Source organism: Paenibacillus lactis (genome assembly GCF_017873605.1).
Lineage (GTDB): Bacteria > Bacillota > Bacilli > Paenibacillales > Paenibacillaceae > Paenibacillus_AQ > Paenibacillus_AQ lactis.
This window is the reverse complement of sequence record NZ_JAGGKI010000004.1, coordinates 124,684-142,032: the sequence shown is the minus strand read 5'-3', so window position 1 is coordinate 142,032 and position 17,349 is coordinate 124,684. Positions and strand designations below refer to the sequence as shown.

Annotated in this window: 18 protein-coding genes; 11 read left to right on the top strand and 7 right to left on the bottom strand. The window is 53.6% G+C overall.

Going from position 1 to position 17,349, the window contains the following annotated elements; translation table 11 throughout:
* The first annotated feature begins 83 nt into the window (after positions 1-83).
* The 3 genes from J2Z18_RS09250 to J2Z18_RS09240 all read left to right on the top strand — a co-directional run bounded on the left by J2Z18_RS09250 (position 84) and on the right by J2Z18_RS09240 (position 2,706).
* Positions 84-866: a sulfite exporter TauE/SafE family protein gene (locus J2Z18_RS09250; protein WP_007129933.1), complete on the top strand. Its 783-nt coding sequence runs from the start codon at positions 84-86 to the stop codon at positions 864-866.
* 174 nt (positions 867-1,040) lie between these two features.
* Positions 1,041-1,646 carry a class I SAM-dependent methyltransferase gene (locus J2Z18_RS09245; protein WP_007129934.1) on the top strand — a complete coding sequence of 202 codons (606 nt, stop codon included), beginning with the start codon at positions 1,041-1,043 and terminating at the stop codon, positions 1,644-1,646.
* 58 nt (positions 1,647-1,704) lie between these two features.
* Entirely contained in the window at positions 1,705-2,706 is a 1,002-nt protein-coding gene (locus J2Z18_RS09240; protein ID WP_040738597.1) for a phosphotransferase, read from the top strand.
* On the opposite strand, the gene J2Z18_RS09235 is transcribed toward J2Z18_RS09240, so the two are convergent.
* The 7 genes from J2Z18_RS09235 to J2Z18_RS09205 form a co-directional block, all read right to left on the bottom strand.
* Positions 2,654-2,923 (bottom strand): cysteine-rich CWC family protein, encoded by a 270-nt coding sequence (locus J2Z18_RS09235; protein ID WP_083832617.1) that lies wholly within the window; start codon positions 2,921-2,923, stop codon positions 2,654-2,656. The genes J2Z18_RS09240 and J2Z18_RS09235 overlap by 53 nt on opposite strands.
* A 191-nt stretch (positions 2,924-3,114) precedes the next feature.
* The gene (locus tag J2Z18_RS09230; protein WP_007129936.1) at positions 3,115-3,720 is read right to left on the bottom strand and encodes a YjgB family protein; all 606 of its coding nucleotides are present in this window, start codon (positions 3,718-3,720) and stop codon (positions 3,115-3,117) included.
* Between the two features lie 366 nt (positions 3,721-4,086).
* Positions 4,087-4,365, bottom strand: a complete 279-nt coding sequence (locus J2Z18_RS09225) for a YxcD family protein (protein ID WP_007129937.1) — start codon at positions 4,363-4,365, stop codon at positions 4,087-4,089.
* Between the two features lie 3 nt (positions 4,366-4,368).
* Positions 4,369-4,839, bottom strand: a complete 471-nt coding sequence (locus J2Z18_RS09220; RefSeq protein ID WP_007129938.1) for a hypothetical protein — start codon at positions 4,837-4,839, stop codon at positions 4,369-4,371.
* A gap of 80 nt (positions 4,840-4,919) precedes the next feature.
* A complete protein-coding gene (locus J2Z18_RS09215; protein ID WP_007129939.1) occupies positions 4,920-5,477 on the bottom strand; it encodes a PadR family transcriptional regulator in 558 nt (185 codons plus the stop codon).
* A gap of 203 nt (positions 5,478-5,680) precedes the next feature.
* The gene (locus J2Z18_RS09210) at positions 5,681-6,250 is read right to left on the bottom strand and encodes a beta-class carbonic anhydrase (protein WP_007129940.1); all 570 of its coding nucleotides are present in this window, start codon (positions 6,248-6,250) and stop codon (positions 5,681-5,683) included.
* A 34-nt stretch (positions 6,251-6,284) separates the two neighbouring features.
* Complete coding sequence (locus tag J2Z18_RS09205) at positions 6,285-6,614, bottom strand: iron-sulfur cluster biosynthesis family protein (protein ID WP_007129941.1); 330 nt, start codon at positions 6,612-6,614, stop codon at positions 6,285-6,287.
* Between the two features lie 135 nt (positions 6,615-6,749).
* On the opposite strand from J2Z18_RS09205, the gene J2Z18_RS09200 reads away from it, so the two are divergent.
* From J2Z18_RS09200 to mutS, 8 genes are all read left to right on the top strand, one after another.
* A complete protein-coding gene (locus J2Z18_RS09200) occupies positions 6,750-8,267 on the top strand; it encodes a carboxypeptidase M32 (RefSeq protein WP_007129942.1) in 1,518 nt (505 codons plus the stop codon).
* Positions 8,268-8,516: 249 nt separating this feature from the next.
* Positions 8,517-9,524, top strand: a complete 1,008-nt coding sequence (locus J2Z18_RS09195; RefSeq protein ID WP_007129943.1) for an ABC transporter substrate-binding protein — start codon at positions 8,517-8,519, stop codon at positions 9,522-9,524.
* Positions 9,525-9,564: 40 nt separating this feature from the next.
* Complete coding sequence (locus J2Z18_RS09190; RefSeq protein ID WP_007129944.1) at positions 9,565-10,338, top strand: ABC transporter ATP-binding protein; 774 nt, start codon at positions 9,565-9,567, stop codon at positions 10,336-10,338.
* A gap of 65 nt (positions 10,339-10,403) precedes the next feature.
* On the top strand, positions 10,404-11,183 hold the full coding sequence (locus J2Z18_RS09185) for an ABC transporter permease (protein ID WP_373872050.1): 780 nt from the start codon (positions 10,404-10,406) through the stop codon (positions 11,181-11,183).
* Between the two features lie 121 nt (positions 11,184-11,304).
* Positions 11,305-12,285 carry an aromatic acid exporter family protein gene (locus J2Z18_RS09180; protein WP_028403553.1) on the top strand — a complete coding sequence of 327 codons (981 nt, stop codon included), beginning with the start codon at positions 11,305-11,307 and terminating at the stop codon, positions 12,283-12,285.
* A gap of 129 nt (positions 12,286-12,414) precedes the next feature.
* Positions 12,415-12,981 (top strand): outer spore coat protein CotE, encoded by a 567-nt coding sequence (locus J2Z18_RS09175; RefSeq protein WP_007129947.1) that lies wholly within the window; start codon positions 12,415-12,417, stop codon positions 12,979-12,981.
* Between the two features lie 107 nt (positions 12,982-13,088).
* Positions 13,089-14,345: a putative amidoligase domain-containing protein gene (locus J2Z18_RS09170; protein WP_007129948.1), complete on the top strand. Its 1,257-nt coding sequence runs from the start codon at positions 13,089-13,091 to the stop codon at positions 14,343-14,345.
* Between the two features lie 59 nt (positions 14,346-14,404).
* A complete protein-coding gene (gene mutS / locus J2Z18_RS09165; protein WP_007129949.1) occupies positions 14,405-17,209 on the top strand; it encodes a DNA mismatch repair protein MutS in 2,805 nt (934 codons plus the stop codon).
* The last annotated feature ends 140 nt before the right edge of the window (positions 17,210-17,349 follow it).

The window sequence follows — 17,349 nt, the reverse complement described above, 5'->3', positions numbered from 1 at the left end:
TGTAAACGGTCATGCCTGATTGCAAAAGCGAAAAGGGAACCGGATGACGGTTCCCTTTTTTAAAGAATCAAGGGGGCAAGAACATGGAATGGACTGTAACTTACATCTTGGCGATATTCCTTATCGGTTTTATCGGTTCCTATATTTCGGGCATGGTAGGCATCGGCGGTTCCATCATCAAATACCCGATGCTGCTGTATATTCCGCCATTATTCGGCTTTGCGGCATTCACGGCGCACGAAGTATCCGGCATTAGTGCTGTACAGGTGTTTTTTGCCACGATCGGGGGCGTGTGGGCTTACCGGAAGGGCGGGTATTTGAATAAAACCTTAATCTTGTATATGGGTTCGGCGATTTTACTTGGCAGCCTAATTGGAGGCTTCGGTTCCAACCTTATGAGCGAAAGTTTCATCAATATCATGTACGGCATATTGGCATTGCTTGCTGCCGTCATGATGCTGATCCCCAAGAGGGGAGTGGACGAAATTCCGCTGGATCAGGTGACGTTCAACAAATGGCTTGCAGCCGGACTGGCGCTTGCGGTCGGTATCGGCGCAGGGATCGTCGGGGCGGCAGGCGCGTTTTTGCTCGTGCCGTTGATGCTGGTCGTCCTGAAAATTCCGACGCGGATGACGATTGCCACTTCGCTCGCAATCACCTTCATCTCCTCCATCGGGTCAACGGCAGGCAAGCTTGCGACAGGGCAGGTCGATTACGGCCCGGCCGCCATTATGGTCATTGCCAGCCTGATCGCTTCCCCGCTTGGCGCTTCCGCCGGAAAGCGAATGAATACGCGTGTGCTGCAGTTGATCTTGGCCATTCTCATTTTGGCGACAGCTATTAAAATTTGGCTCGATATATTGTAGCTCCGCTGTATCTTAGTATAATGGCAATAACGGATTTACCGCTGAGGAAGGCGAGCTAAATGACCCGATGCAGCTGCAGGGTTTGCTCCTAATTTGGATATGATGGGAGCAGTCCTTCATTGAAGCGGCAAGATGAGAGCGATGGAATCCTAATAAGAAGGCGGGTGGCAGGAGATGAATCCGTGGAACGAGCGTTTCCAAGGAGAGGAATATGTATACGGAACGGAGCCGAACGCTTTTGTGGTCGACATGCAGAGCCGGCTTTCATTAACCGGCCAGACACTTGCGATTGCAGAAGGGGAAGGTCGAAATGCGGTATATCTGGCCGAGCAAGGTCACGATGTAACCGTGTGGGATTACGCAGAAGCGGGGCTGAACAAAGCGAATAAGCTTGCGAAGGAGAAGGGCGTTAAGATTGCTGCCCGTCTTCAGGATCTGGAGGATGCGGCGTGGACGCCGGATCAATGGGATCAGATCGTGTGCATATTCGGACATTTTCCGAAGGCGCTGCGCCTGCGAACCCTTCGCGGCGTTAAAGAAGCGGTGAAGCCGGGGGGGTATTTCATAACCGAAGTGTATTCGATGAACCAGATTCCGTATCAAAGCGGCGGTCCGCAGGAGATGGACATGCTGTATGAGCCAGAGGATTTTTTGCGGAGCTTTGCGGATTGGAGAATCATTCATTTTTTTATGGGAGAGGTTCATCGCAGCGAAGGAGCGCTGCATCAAGGCTTGTCCCATGTCATTCAATTTGCCGGGCAGAAGCCTGCTTTCACGTAAGCACCGGAGGAAAGGAATGTGAAGGGTGTTTTCAAAGATTAGGCAAGAATCTCATGTGATGATTGAACGTTTGATCCAACAGTTTTGGCCGGAGTGGGTCGGGACGGTCAGTCAAGGCGCGGGCGGCTGGAACAATACGACGCGTTTCATCCATCAAGCAGACCGCGGCTGCGTGCTGCGCATCTATAACACCCACCGCGACAAAGACAAAATCGAATTCGAGCTTGCCGTGCTGGAGTCACTGCGGCAGAGCAAGCTCTCCTTTGACACGCCGATGCCGATCCCCTCGGCAGCAGGGGAACGGATCGTGCAGCTCCCGGACGGAAGCCAACGATATGCGGTGGTGTTTGGATTCCTTGAAGGAGAGCGACCGGAAGGGAACAGCCTCCAAGCGGCTTATTCCTTCGGGGAGAAGACGGGAGAGCTATTGAAAGCATTGGGGCGGATTGACATACCCCGTCCTCCCGCATACCGGCCGTATTATGAACTGCTCCGGTCCTATCCCGCTTGCACGAGGGAAACGATCGAGGCGTTCTGTTTGCAGCCGGAACCGGCATTTCGCGATCTGCACCAGGAGCTTCTGCGGTTACTTGATGCGTACGACGACATCTGCGGCAGACTCGGAGAGCTGAGGAAGCTCCCGCAGCAGCTGGTCCACGGGGACCTCAATTTCTCCAATTTGCTGGTCGATCCCCGTCAGCCCGAGAAGGTTACGGCGCTGCTGGACTTTGAATTTTGCACCCGGGATGTCCGGGTGATGGAGCCGGCGGTGGCGATCTCCGGATTCCTTGGATTCGAGGAGGAGCGGGAGGCCATCAGCCGATTCTGCCAAGGATTCGGGAGCCGGATCCGCTTGAGTCCGGAAGAGATTGAGGCGATCCCGGTGTTAATCCGGCTGCGTATGGTGGATGTATTTCTCCACTTCATGAGCCGGTACCATGAAGGCACGGATAGTGCCGCGGTGCTGCAAGAGCAGGTCCCGATGCTGGCGTCAGGCTTGAGGCAGCTTACGGACAGCATGGCGTGGATCCGGGAAGCTGCGGCGAGGTTTCTGCTTTGATTGCTTGAAGACAGGATTTACAGATGCAGGTCCTTCCAGTGTATTCCGCGGGAACGCTATTCAAGACGCGATCCGGAAAGCTCTCCCTCATACACCAGCATTCATTTGCATCCGGGAGCTTCGCTGCGTATGCGCACTGATTGGGCTGCCGGCAAATCGGACAGGTCGTCTGATCGACGCCAGCCTCGTCTTTCGGCTCGACAGGTTTAGTATCCATTGAATAGGAGCACCTCGATTCATGGTTCATCATTCTTAAGCGTATTCGGATACGGCCACGTTGTCCAGTAAGATCTCTGGTATGCGAACCATCACAATAACCCGGCCCTTCACCATGGAAGAGCCGGGTTTCTTAGCATTTCGTCGGTCGGCAGAAGACAAAAGCGTTACGAGAGCCGCTGGGGGAGGGCGTTATTTTTTCAACAAATTGATATGATCCAAATCCGTGCTGCTGTTAAAGATGAACTCCAGCTTGTACGCACCCCGATGATAAGTGAGCTTGGTCTGCGTGATACCGCCGTTCTTGAACGTCGTGGTGGACGCTGGGGCATACCAGTTCTGCTTCAGCATCTTCATCGTAATGCCGCCGATATTCGTTTGCCGTTCCACATTCGTGCCGAAATAACGAATCTCCCGAATCTTGTTCAGCTTATATGAAATTGCGTAACCGGGATTACCCATATTCGCGCTATATAGATCAAAATCATCTGCATGCTTGCGCGAAATGGAAGGTTCTCCGATCGTGTTGATCACGTCCTGACGGGTGCTCTTGCCAACGGTCAGTCGGCCGACCACGCCGGGAAACTGGCCTTTCAAAGCGGGTTTATAGAAGCTGTTCAGCGTCTTTAACGCTTCCTTGGCTGCATAGCTGTCGGCAGCGGCTGCCTCGGTGTGCCCGGCTGCCTCGGCATGTGGCGCGGAAAAAACGGCCGGAGTGAATCCAAGCCCCGCCAAACCGACGGTCCCTGCCACCGTAAGCGCGATGACGGCTTTTGAAATACGCTGTTCGTTGTTCATGATGTATCCTCTCCTTGTAACATGACATTACCATAAGTGATCTTCTTTAAACAAAATCTATGTTTATCGTAGTGGAAGAGAGGAGGGATTGGGTTACGAATCCATGAAAATGAAATTTCAGAATTGTGACCAATGGATAAGGGAGTAAACATAGGTATCGTAGGACTTCCCGTTCTGATGGATGTACTTCCGAAGGAGGCCTTCCTTCTCAAAGCCTAAACGGTTGAGCAAGGCATGGGAACTTCGTTGTCGATCAATGCGCTTCCGTTTCGAGGATCGGAAACATGACTAACCTCCCGTTATAAAAAACTGCCGCTCCGCTAAAGAGCGAAGGGCAGTTTGGGTTGAATGAATGTTAAGGCTATGCTATTGCTGCACGATGGCGATAATTTCGTCTTCCAGCTCCAGTCTGACCTGTTCGCTGTATGCACGAATGTTATATTCGGAGTGCAGATAACGGAGGATGGCTTCGATCAGGTTCGCTTCGATCAAATACTGCGTTCTTCCGTTTACCCATACTTCCGCCGTATATCCGGTATCCTCATCCCAGCTCAGCTCAAGCGACACGTCCGTCGGTTTCACGCCTCTGCGCTCCGCCTGATGCAGGCAGACCGCATTGACGATTTCGTCCATGCTAAGAATCATGGCTTAGTACCTATTGTTGTTATTGTTGTAACGGTCATCATCATTACGATGATGCTCGACAGCCGGCTTGCGGCGGTTTCTCACGGCGCGTACAACCATCATGATCACCATGATGAGCGCCCAAATCGCAATGAGGTTAATCAGCAAGCCCATAATCTCGCCCATGAAGCCCATGCCTGCGAACATGCTGCCGAACAGGAGCCCTGCCAGACCGCCGATCATCAGGCCTTTCATCAAGCTGCCGCCGCTGAAGAATCCGCGGTTTGCTGTATTTCCTGCAGTAGTCCCGGATTTATTCGAGTTGCTCGTGCTGTTGGATTGCTGCACGTTGCTATCGTTCTTTTTCGGGGTGTTCGAGTAGGACTTCGGTCCGGATTTGAAACCGCCGCCTCTGCGGGCGTCTACGGAATCGACCGGCGCTAGCGCTACAAAGAACAGGGTAAACGCAACTAGAATCGTAAGTACTTTTTTCATCTTGTACTGTCGTACCTCCCGGTAATTAAAATTAGAGAATAATTCGTAATACGGACGGGTCACGATAAGGTTTCAAAAAATTATTCACCATGCTTCGCTGCCGCTGTACGCTGATGCTCCTTCAGCAAGCCAAGCACCCAGTCGCACCATTTCAGCTCCGTTTCGGCCATCATCAGGCCTTTGGTTGCCAAAATGTAATTGCTGAACGCTTTGCTTCCGATTTCCCGGGTATCCTCGGGGATCCCGGCCAGAATCTGCTCGAAGTAACGCTTCTTCTCTAAATAACTGCTTCTGCGGTCCTCGTAGATATCAATCGCGATGCCGATCTCGGTTAGCCACAGGCAGAAGGTGCGCAGAGAAAGCTCATCCTTGGTGACGGCAGGCGCAATGGGCTGGTACATCCATTCGCGCAGCTTTTGCATGCCTTTCTCCGTAATCGCATAAATCTTCTTGTCCGGTTTGTCGGTCTGCTGAACCCAATGCGAGGATAGCAGCTGCTTCTCTTCCATACTGGCAAGCAGAGGATAGATTTGACTGTGCTTGGCCTGCCAAAACGGTTGGATCCGAAGCATGAGGTCATACCCCGACGACTCTCTTCTGGCGAGCAACCCTAACAAGCCGTATGACAACGTATTCATGGACATAACTCCCTTTGAAACGCATATCGTGGACACAAGGCAATGATGTTCATTGACTAGGGGTCCGATTGATAAAAAGTGTACACTGAAACTGTATGGTTTGACAACAGGGGAGAGGGGTTACGTGATGGTTTTTGGTAAAATTGTGACTAAAAAAGCACAAACGCAGCATGCGTTTGTGCTTGGAATTGACTTTTATTGCTTTATTTGCCCTCGTAACCATCGACAACAAGATCCAAAGCCCCGGTGTTCGGGTCGATGACCATGCCGTGTACCGCCACGCTTTTTGGCAGCAGCGGGTGGTTCTTGATAAGACTAACGGTGTTCCGCACGCCCTCGGTTACGTTATCGAAGCCGCGAAGCCATTTCGTGAGCCGAATGCCTGAATTTTCAAGGGTGGAGAGTACTTCGTCCGAAATGCCGCGCTCCTTCATATGGGAGATCATGACGTCAGCATCCAGCGCAGCCATGCCGCAGTCATGGTGACCGACGATGATCACTTCCTCAGCTTGAAGCTCATACAGCGCGACCAGCACGCTTCGCATGACGCTGCCGAATGGCTGGGAGATGATGGCACCGGCGTTCTTTATGATTTTGACATCGCCGTTCTTGAAATTCATTGCTTTCGGAAGCAGCTCAACCAGTCTTGTATCCATACAGGTTACAACGACGAGCTTCTTATCAGGGAAGCGGTCGGTCAGGTAAGGCTCATACTCTTTCTTCTCTACAAAGCTGCGGTTATGCTCCAGAATGCGGTCCAAATGTTTTTCCATAGGGTATCTCTCCTTCTGTATCTAAGAGTTAGGTTTAAACACGGGTGTCGGTTGCTATGATATTTGTTCCATACGTCTGATTGCGGCTTGTGAGACGAAAACTAGCGGTGCCGGCGTGCAAGTCCAGCTTAAGCTCTTCCTCGAAAAAAACCTCCTGCTTGCCATGAATGACCAGAGGGATCGAGGCGTTTGTTTGAATCACGGTATCGCCGTCGGCAGCACCGTCCACGACCTGCAGTCCCGGGACGCCGTTAACGGCACATCCGCAGCCCTCGGTATCATAGATCAGTCTCACGGCCCCAGGCCTGCTCCCGAGCATTTCCTTCAGCTTCAGGTCGGCCTCAGGGGATAGTTGGATGATCACAGTTCTAGGCCTCCCTCTATGCAGCATCTGATTTTGCTGTTTCTGAAAGTTGATTATATACCTAGCAGAACGTATCATCAATAGAGTAGTTATGAATCCAATCCAAAAAAATTTAAAAGAGCAGGTGAGCTGATTATGGAAGTGCAGGTATCTCAGCAATGGGAGCAGTTTCAGCAATTGGTACGCAAAATCATGAGCTATTATGAAGCGCTCGGGGTACTTCATTGGGATCTGCGGACAGGCGCCCCGCGCAAAGGCACGGACATCCGCTCGGAGACGATCGGCATATTATCGACGGAAGCTTTTAAACTGCAGGTCTCGGAGGAGATGGGACAGTTTCTGCAGTTTTTTGCGGATCCGAAGCACGAGGGGCAGCTGGACGAACGCCAACGCCGCATGGTAGCAGAGATACGCAAGCTCTATGAGCAGAACAAATCGATTCCGCCGGAACGCTTTAAGGAGTACTCCATTCTTGCCTCACAGTCGGAGACGAAGTGGGAGGAAGCCAAGAAGAACAGCGATTTCGCCGGATTCGAACCATACTTAACGAAGATCGTGGCATTCAAGCAGGAGTTTATCGACTATTGGGGAGTGAAAAGCACCCGATATGACACGCTTCTGGATATGTATGAGCCGGATTTGACGGTGGAGAAAGTGGACGCGATCTTTGACCGGCTTAAAGCTCGGCTTGTGCCGCTTGTGCATGCGGTTTCGGAATCGTCCTTCAAACCGGAGACCGGCTTTCTGAAGCAGCTGTTCGATATCGGCCAGCAGGATAAATTCAGCAGGTTCCTGCTTGGGCAGATGGGATATGACTTTGAGGCCGGCCGGCTTGATGAGAGCGTCCATCCGTTCGCTACCGGACTCAATCCCGGCGATGTCCGGATCACGACCCATTATTTGCAGGATGACGTTCTAAGCGCGGTGTTCAGCTCCCTGCATGAAGGCGGTCACGCCTTGTACGAGCAAAACATCGACAAGAGCTTGGCGGGCACGCCGCTGTCTTCAGGGGCATCGATGGGCATCCACGAGTCCCAGTCGCGCTTATGGGAAAACATGATCGGTCGCAGCCGGCCGTTCTGGCGCCGATACTTCGGCGATCTTCAGCAGCATTTCCCTGAACAGCTGAAGGATGTTTCGTTGGAGGATTTCTATCTGGCCGTCAATAAAGTCGAGAACTCCCTGATCCGGATCGAGGCCGATGAGCTGACTTATAATCTCCATATCATTATCCGTTATGAGATCGAGAAGCAGCTCTTTAACGAAGGGCTTTCCGTGAAGGAGCTTCCGGAAGTATGGAATTCGAAGTACAAGGAGTATCTTGGCATCATGCCTCCGAATGACGGACTCGGCGTCCTTCAGGATGTGCATTGGTCCGGCGGGGATTTCGGTTATTTCGCTTCGTACTCGCTCGGCAATATGTACGCAGCGCAAATGCTGCATACGCTCCGCAAGGAAATGCCGAATCTCGATGAGCTGATCGAGCAAGGAAATTTGGCGCCGATCAAGGAATGGCTGACGGAGAAAGTCTACCGGTTTGGAAAAACGGAGACCCCTTCGGAAATTATTTTGCGTGTAACCGGTGAAGAACTGAATCCGGACTACTTGGCCGACTATTTGGAGGCAAAATATAAAGAGATTTATAAGCTTTAATCTCATCATAAACAAGAAGCCGTATCACGGTTCCCGAAGAAATGAGCGTTGACGGTACGGTACGGATGAATTGAATGAAGCATGATAAGAAGCGGCGGTGCATAGGGATGATGTCCCAGCACCGCCGTTTTTTTTATGGTGAAAGAGCACGATTGCGGTCCTTCCACCTCTATGATGGCTAGTTAACCATTGGGCGAGTGGGTGCATATGCTGAAATGAAACGGTAGGTTAAGGGAATGGAGGGGTAGCATGAAGCGTCGAATATGGCGGGCGCTGGCGGCAAGCCTGCTGCTTGTGTGTGCCGCAGCGCTGGCAGGATGCGGAGGCGGCAGCGGCTCGGCAACGAAGGTCAAGGTGGGCGAAGTCACGCGCTCGATTTTCTATGCTCCGCAGTATGTCGCACTGGAGAAAGGTTTTTTCAAGGAAGAGGGGCTTGATGTCGAGCTGCAGACGACTCCCGGCGGCGATAAAACGATGACGGCGCTCCTGTCGGGGGCCATCGACGTTGCGCTTGTCGGGTCGGAAACTTCCATTTATGTGTATCAGCAGGGCTCGGAGGATCCGGTGATCAACTTCGGGCAGGTGACGCAGACGGACGGCACGTTTCTCATGGCGCGGAACGAAGGCGGCGAATTTGATTGGGATCAGCTGAAGGGGAGCGTGTTCCTCGGCCAGCGCAAAGGCGGGATGCCGCAGATGGCCGGAGAATTTACGCTGAAGAAAAAAGGCATCGATCCCCATGCCGATCTGGAGCTGATTCAGAATATTGATTTTGCAAACATCGCCTCGGCTTATGCCTCGGGGACAGGGGAATACGTGCAGCTGTTTGAGCCGCAAGCCTCGATATTCGAGAAAGAAGGGCGCGGCAAGGTGGTGGCATCCTTCGGCGTCGAGAGCGGAAACTTGCCGTACACCGTGTTCATGACCAAGCAAAGCTACATCGATAACCATGAGGCTACAGTGCAAAAATTTACGAATGCTCTATATAAAGCCCAGCAGTGGGTGGACGCAAACAGTCCGGAGGACATCGCCGATGCAATCATGCCGTATTTCAAGGACAGCGACCGGGATATCGTCGTCTCGTCTGTGAAGCGTTATAAGGAGCAGGGCAGCTTTGCGACGGATCCGATCGTGGATGAAGCCGAATGGAACAATCTGCTTGACGTCATGGAACAGGCGGGGGAGCTGAAGGAGCGGGTCGCACCTGACAAAATCGTCAACAACAACTTTGCTGAGAAGGCCAAACAGGCAAAGTAGCGTTTCATCTCCCATCCATGGAATGAAAGGAGAGTGCACCATGGTACCGGTAGTAGAACTGAACGATATCACGCATGTATACGTGACGGATCGGGAAGCCTCTCTGGCTGTGGAAGGAATTGATTTGAGCGTCGAGCCGGGCGAGTTCGTCAGCTTGGTCGGGCCGAGCGGCTGCGGCAAGACAACGATATTGTCCGTCATTGCCGGTCTGCTCCAGCCTACGAAAGGAACGGCGATCGTCAACGGCAAGCAGGTCAGCGGCCCGTCGCCGGAAGTCGGCTATATGCTTCAGCAGGATTACTTATTCCCGTGGCGGACCATCATGGACAACGCCTTGATCGGATTGGAATTGACGGAGCGTCTGAATCCGGACAGCCGGAGCGAGGTGCAAAGCCTGCTGAAGGAGATGGGGCTTGCGGGCAGCGGTCCATTGTACCCGGCCCAGCTGTCGGGAGGCATGAGACAGCGGGTAGCCCTGGTGCGTACGCTGGCGACGGATCCGGGGCTGCTGCTGCTCGACGAGCCTTTCTCCGCGCTGGATTATCAGACCAAGCTGCAGCTGGAGGACCTGATTGTCGAGACGCTGAGGGAGCGGGGAAAAACCGCGATCCTGGTAACCCATGACTTGTCCGAAGCGATCGCCATGAGCGACCGGGTCGTCCTGCTGAACCGCAATCCGGGACGCATTCACCGCATGTTCGCAGTGCCGGAGAACATAAGGGCTGTACAGCCGTTTTATGCCCGCAAGGAACCGGGGTTTAATGAATTATTTCATGAAATATGGGGCGAAATGCAGCGAATCGGGAAGGAGTGAAGCCATTGACAACCAATCGAGAGCGGAAAGAGCCGGCTTCTTCTTCAAACCGCTGGCTCCAGGATATTTATGATAAGCATAGAAGGAAAAAGCGCAGCATCCAGAGCCGGGTGCTCACCGTCCAGCTCAGCTTGCTGCTCCTGTTCTTCGCGTGGTGGGAGGCGGCGGGCAGAATGAAGTGGATCGACGTCCTCCTCTTCAGTTATCCTACCAAAATCTTCTCGAATATTTGGGATAACATCGTGACCGGGGAGCTGTGGGGTCATCTGGGGATTACCGTCGGAGAGACCGTTGTCGGATTTCTTCTCGGGACCCTGGTCGGCACCCTGCTTGCGGTCATCATCTGGTGGTCGCCTTTCTTGAACAAGGTGCTCGATCCTTACATGGTTGTATTCAACAGTATGCCGAAGGTGGCGCTGGGGCCGATATTCATCGTCATGTTTGGCGCGGGATTTACGGCGATTGTCGTGACGACGCTGTCGATCACGGTGATTGTGACGACACTCGTTGTATACAACAGCTTTAATGAGGTGGACTCCAATCTGATCAAGGTTGTCCGCACCTTCGGCGGCACGAAGCGGCAAGTATTCCAGCGCGTCATTCTGCCTGCTTCCTATCCGGCTATCGTATCGACCTTGAAGGTAAATGTGGGCATGGCCTGGGTTGGCGTGATCGTAGGTGAGTTCCTGGTTGCCAAATCCGGGCTTGGATATTTGATTATGTACGGATTTCAGGTATTCAACTTCACGCTCGTGCTGTCGAGTCTCCTCATTATTGCAGTCGTGGCAACGGCGATGTACCAAATCGTCGTATATATTGAAAGAAAGCTGCTGGCCCACAGGTAGCATCACGTTCAAAGACTCGCTTCCACGGCAGAGGCTGAAGCCGGTTGTGAATGACATGAAAATAAGCTAGGATGGAACAAGATTGAACTTGATTATCCACGCTTGGGGGCTTTTGATTTTCATGGGATTTCGTGTCATTAAAACCGCTGTGGCAAGTCTGCTTGCCATCCTAATAACCGATGCTTTCAATATACCGGGGGCTACGTCCGCCGGTCTTCTTGCGATCCTTGGCGTCGACGTCACCCGCAAGCGCAGCGTTATCTCCATCTCGTCGCGTTTCTTTGCGTCGCTGCTGGGGCTGGCGCTGGCTTGTATTTTATTCTATCTGCTCGGGTTCCATTATTGGGTACTGGCGCTATACATACTGCTCGCCTTTCCTCTCATATCGAGGGCGAATTTCAAGGAAGGCATCGTCACCAGCTCGGTTGTTGTGTTCCGGGTGTTCCAGGGAGAAGAGATTGCGCCGGACATTATGCTCACTCAGGTTGCGCTGCTCGTGATCGGCCTCGGCTCCGCGATGCTTGTGAATCTGGTGTACATGCCCAATAGCGAAGGAACCATGATGGACATCCGGCGTAAGGTGGACGGGCTGTTTTCCGTGATCTTCAGTCATTTCTCCCTGACTTTAAGAGATCCGGAGCATATCTGGGACGGAAAGGAAATGATCGAGGCCAACCGTCAGATCGACCGGGGGATTGAGGAGGCGAAACGGGCATCGGAGAACCAGATGATCCATCCGGACGGAGCGTGGAACATCTATTTTTATATGAGAAAGGAACAGATGGAGAATATCCAGAGCATGATGCATCAAATCTCTCAGGTATACGAGAGGCTGCCGCACGGGATTCTCGCTGCCGAGGTATTCGAGCAATTAAGCAAGGATGTCATATCCGAGGGATATACCGGCAAATCGGAAGCTTTGCTTAATGAGCTGGAGGAACGTTTCAAGAAGATGGAGCTGCCGGCCACGAGGGAGGAGTTCGAGGTCCGGTCGGCGATTCTCCAGCTGTGCCGCGAGCTTGCTTATTACTTGAATATTTCAAAGAAATACAAGGCCCCTACTGCCAAAAAACCGCAGAAGCATGCGGGTTCCGCAGGCTGAATGCGATAATTCTGAACGTTTCTTTCAATTTTTTTGGCATCATCCGAATTTATTTGGACCACTTCATTCAACATTCGCCCATGTCGTGCATACACATGTATGGAATGAGTGTAAGGAGGAGGTTCGAAGATGTCATTGAGTCATAAACACCAATGTAGAGAAATCATCACGAAGGCGATCTGCGGCAAGGGTCGTAAGTTCTCTACCGTAACACATACCGTGACTCCGCCTAATAATCCGACCAGTATTTTGGGGGCTTGGATTATAAACCATCAATACGAGGCGGTTGCCGCCGGAGACGGAATTGAGGTTATTGGTACTTACGATGTGAACATCTGGTATTCCTATGACAAAAATTCGCAGACCGACGTGGCTAAAGAGACGGTATCTTATGTAGAACGCGTACCTCTCTCCTATCTGGATCCGAAGCATCGTGCTTCAACGGTTGAAGTGTCGGCGGAAGCGACACAGGAGCCGAGTTGTGTGGAAGCTAGCGTATCCTCCAATGGCACGAGTGTCATTCTACGGGTAGAGAGAGAGTTCGCGGTAGAGCTTGTTGCCGAGACGAAGGTGGTCGTCAAAGTGTGCAGCCACCATCACGGCGACTATGAAGACAAAGAGTTCGACTACGTCCTGGGAGACGGAGACGACGATTACGAAGACCTGGACTATGAAGGTCTGGAAGATGAATTGTAAGTTAACCCTCCATCAGGGAAGCTTATAATCCAGCATATGCGGTGAAAGCAGCTTTGCGGAGGGCGGATGCCCTCTTTTTTATTTTATTTTTGAGGAGGCCGGCTAATATGGCGCTGACCATGGGAACAGCAGGGGAACAACGCGGATTTGCCGTTCTTGACGGCTCTGCTGCAGCGCGCGCTGCGGCTAGATTGTCGAGAGCCGGCATACCGTGCCGGCTTACCGCAAGGCACGAGCCGGCAGCCGGCTATGCGGCCAGATACTCGGTGCGCGTACGGGAGCTGACGGCCGAATGGATAAGGCATGATCAGACCGGAGGCGGCAGCACGCGCCATGAGCCGGAGCATGGCAGCGGAGGATATGCCGACGGCCTTCACCGGAGGCTGGAGAAGGCTGCCGTGCGTTCGCTGTACACATTGGGTGCCGAGGAAGGGGAAGTCGTTATCGCGGCTCGGCCCGGCCGCAGATATGTAGTGGAGGAAATTCGGCTCCATGGATCTCCCGGCGGGGCCGTTATGAGCGCCAAGGCTGCTCCAGCAGGACGGTACAATCGCCAGAGCTTGGGAGGTACGGAGGCGGGAGAGGGGAATCTGCTGCTCGGAATGGACCCCGAATTTATTCTGATGAAGGATAACGGGGAGATCGTCCACGCATCGGAGTTTATGCAGCGCGGGGGTCTGGCCGGCAGTGATGCCGTACGGTTTCGCGGAGAAGTCATTTACCCGCTGGCAGAGCTGCGGCCTGATCCCAAGGCGCAGCCGAAGGAGCTGATTCGCGAGCTGCAGCGGGCGATGCGTGAAGCGTATGCCCTCATAACGGACCGGACGCTGTCGTGGCGGGCGGGGGCATTGCCTTATAGGGATTTTCCGCTCGGCGGCCATATCCACTTCAGCGGCGTGCCGCTGAATATATCGCTTCTACAAGTGCTCGATAATTATTTGGCACTGCCGCTGGCTCTACTGGAAGACCCGCAGGGACGGCAGCGCAGGCCGCGCTACGGATTTCTGGGCGATTTTCGCCGCCAGCCGTACGGCGGATTCGAATACCGGACGCTCCCCAGCTTCCTGATCTCGCCCTTCGTGACCAAGTTTTCGCTAGCGATCGCATACTTGGCGGCCAAATACAGCGACCTGCTGCCTGCCAGGCCGCTGAATGCCGAGCGGTACCACCGCGCGTACTATGAAGGCGACAAGGCCGTGCTCAGGGAATGTGTTCCCGGCTGGCACCGGGATCTGTCAGCGCTGCCGGAATACCCGCAGTTTGCCTTCGAAATCGAAAAGGCGCTGTCGTATATCGAAAGCGGCCGGACGTGGGATGAGAGCAGGGATATCCGGCCGCTTTGGAATATTCCTTCGATGCCGTGAGACAAAGGATGCATTTCTGTTATAATAGAGTTCAGCTATAAACGGCATGGAGGTAAGTCATGGCTAAATATACGCCGATGATCGAGCAATATTTGAAAGTGAAGGAACAAGCGCAGGATGCGTTTCTTTTTTTCCGTCTGGGCGATTTCTATGAAATGTTTTTTGATGATGCGATTTTGGCTGCCAAGGAGCTGGAAATTACGCTGACCGGCCGCGAGGGCGGAGGCGCCGAGAAGATTCCGATGTGCGGCGTGCCTTATCATTCGGCAGAAGGCTATATTCAGCGTTTGATCGAAAAAGGCTACAAAGTGGCTATATGCGAGCAGATGGAGGATGCATCCGTCACGAAGGGCATGGTCCGCCGGGAGATCGTCCGGGTCGTCACGCCGGGAACGATCATGGAAGGCAAGGCGGTTAGCGATAAATCCAACAACTATATGGTGTGTGTAACGGAGGCGGGAGGTCTTCTGTCTCTTGCCGCATGCGATCTGTCGACCGGGGAGCTGTACGTCACCTCGGTGCCGTTCTCCGAGGAATGGCTGAGGGATGAGATCAATATTTACGAGCCGTCCGAAATTATCGGGGATGCCAAGCTGCTTGAGATCATTGCTTCCCAGGCGCTTCCCGGCAGCCGCAACGTGGTGCATACGGCATGGGAACGCCGGGAGGACGGTCTGGTCAAATCGCAATTCGGCGAGGCTGCCTGGGCCCGACTTGAGGAGGAGCGAAGAGCGTGCATCTCTCTCTTGATCTCGTACCTAAGCGAAACCCAGAAGCGTTCGCTCGGCCAGCTGACCCAGATCGATTCCTATGAACCGGGGCAATTCATGGTTCTGGATCCGTTCACCAGACGCAATCTGGAGCTGGTCGAAACGGTGCGGGAGCGGTCGAAGAAAGGCTCGCTGCTGTGGCTTCTGGATCAAACCGAGACGTCGATGGGAGCGAGGCTGCTTCGCCGCTGGATCGATAAGCCGCTCTTGTCCCGTGCGCGGATCGAGGAGCGGCTAGAGGCTGTTGAGCATTTGTACAACCAGTACATACTGCGTGAAGATTTGCGGATGGCGCTGAAGGAAATTTATGATCTCGAGCGTTTGGTAGGCCGGATCGCATTCGGCAGCGCCAACGGCCGCGATCTGAATGCGCTGAAGCTGTCGCTGCGGCAAGTCCCGGCGCTGAAGGAGCTGTGTGCGCAGTCAACCTCCAGTACGCTTCGCCGATTGGCGGAGGAGACCGATACATGCGAGGAATTGTATCAGCTTATCGAGGATGCCATCGTGGATGAACCGCCGGTTTCGGTGCGGGACGGGGGAATCATTAAGCCCGGTTACCATGAGCGGCTCGACGAGCTGCGGGAAGCGAGCACGAACGGCAAACGCTGGATCGCGGAGCTTGAAGCGAGGGAGCGCGCCGCAACGGGGATTAAGTCGCTTAAGATCGGCTACAACAAAGTGTTCGGCTATTATATTGAGGTCACGAAATCCAATTTGTCCTCATTGCCGGAAGGCCGTTATGAGCGCAAGCAGACGCTGGCGAATGCCGAGCGGTTCGTCACGCCTGAGCTTAAGGAGAAGGAAGGACTGATCCTTGAAGCGCAGGAGAAGATGGTCGATCTCGAATATGCTCTGTTCACCGAGCTGCGGGACAAGCTGAATATGCAGGTGTCCAGATTGCAGAAGCTGGCCGAAAGAATCGCTGAGATGGATGTGTATCAGTCGCTGGCTGCGGTCAGTGCGGAGCACCGGTTCGTGAAGCCGGAGCTGAGCGATGGCTATGATTATATCGTCGAAGGCGGACGCCACCCGGTGGTGGAGGCGGTGATGAAGGATTCGGCATTTATCGCCAATGGAACGGAGCTGCGCAAGGAGGGTTCTTCCATCCTGCTGATCACCGGTCCGAACATGGCGGGAAAAAGCACGTATATGCGCCAGGTTGCGCTGCTGTCGATTCTGGCCCAGATCGGCTGCTTCGTGCCGGCGGAGCGCGCTGTCATTCCGCTGGTTGACCGCATCTTTACCCGGATCGGGGCCGCTGACGATCTGATCGGAGGCCAGAGCACCTTCATGGTGGAGATGGCCGATATTCAGGTCATGACCGAGAAGGCGACGCCCCGAAGCCTCATCATTATTGACGAGCTGGGACGGGGAACCTCCACGAGCGAGGGGATGGCGATCGCCCAAGCCGTGATCGAATATGTGCATGACCATATCGGCTGTAAGGCGCTTGTGTCGACGCATTTCCATGAGCTGGCCCATCTGCAGGAAAGCCTTAAGGGGCTTAGCAACTATTCGATGGCCGTTCAGGAAAGCGGGGACAAGGTGCATTTTCTGCGCAAGCTGATTCCTGGCGCCGCCGACAGCAGCTACGGCATATACTGCGCACGGCTGGCAGGTCTTCCGGGCAGCATCATCGATCGTGCCTACGGACTGCTGCAGGGCTTGGAGCAGGCTTCCTTGGCCGCTGTCGCTTCCGAGCATGGCGCTGCGCTCCAGCGTATCGAATCAGCACAAGGAGGCACTGTAGGAGGTTATGCCAACACGCGACAGCATGACGTTGTCAGGGAAGCGGTGGAGGCAGCTGAGCCATTGGCGAGGGCAGGATCAGAAAGCCTTGAGAGCCGCGAAAACGGCAGAACCGGAGAGGTGATTCAGCTCTCGATTTTTGACGATGAGGCTGTCAGAGAGCCGCAAAATGCCGCAATCGGCAAGGAGAAAGCGGCTTTTGAGGAGGCAGGCGCCTCCGCTTCGCAGGATCCGTCCGTTCGGGCGCTCATCGAAGCGGTGAAGGGTGCAGACCTGATGAATATGACGCCGCTGCAAGCGATGCAGCTATTAAATGATCTGAAGATGAAGGCGAAGGATATGTAGCGGTGATTAGCCGAATCGCAATCGTAACCAGTCTGCATTGTGATTCAAAGCTGATTTGCATTGAGGCTCAAAGTATTAGCAGCTGCACAGAGCTCCATTGTGACCCAAAGCTGTTTTGCAATCTTAGCTACATTGTAGTC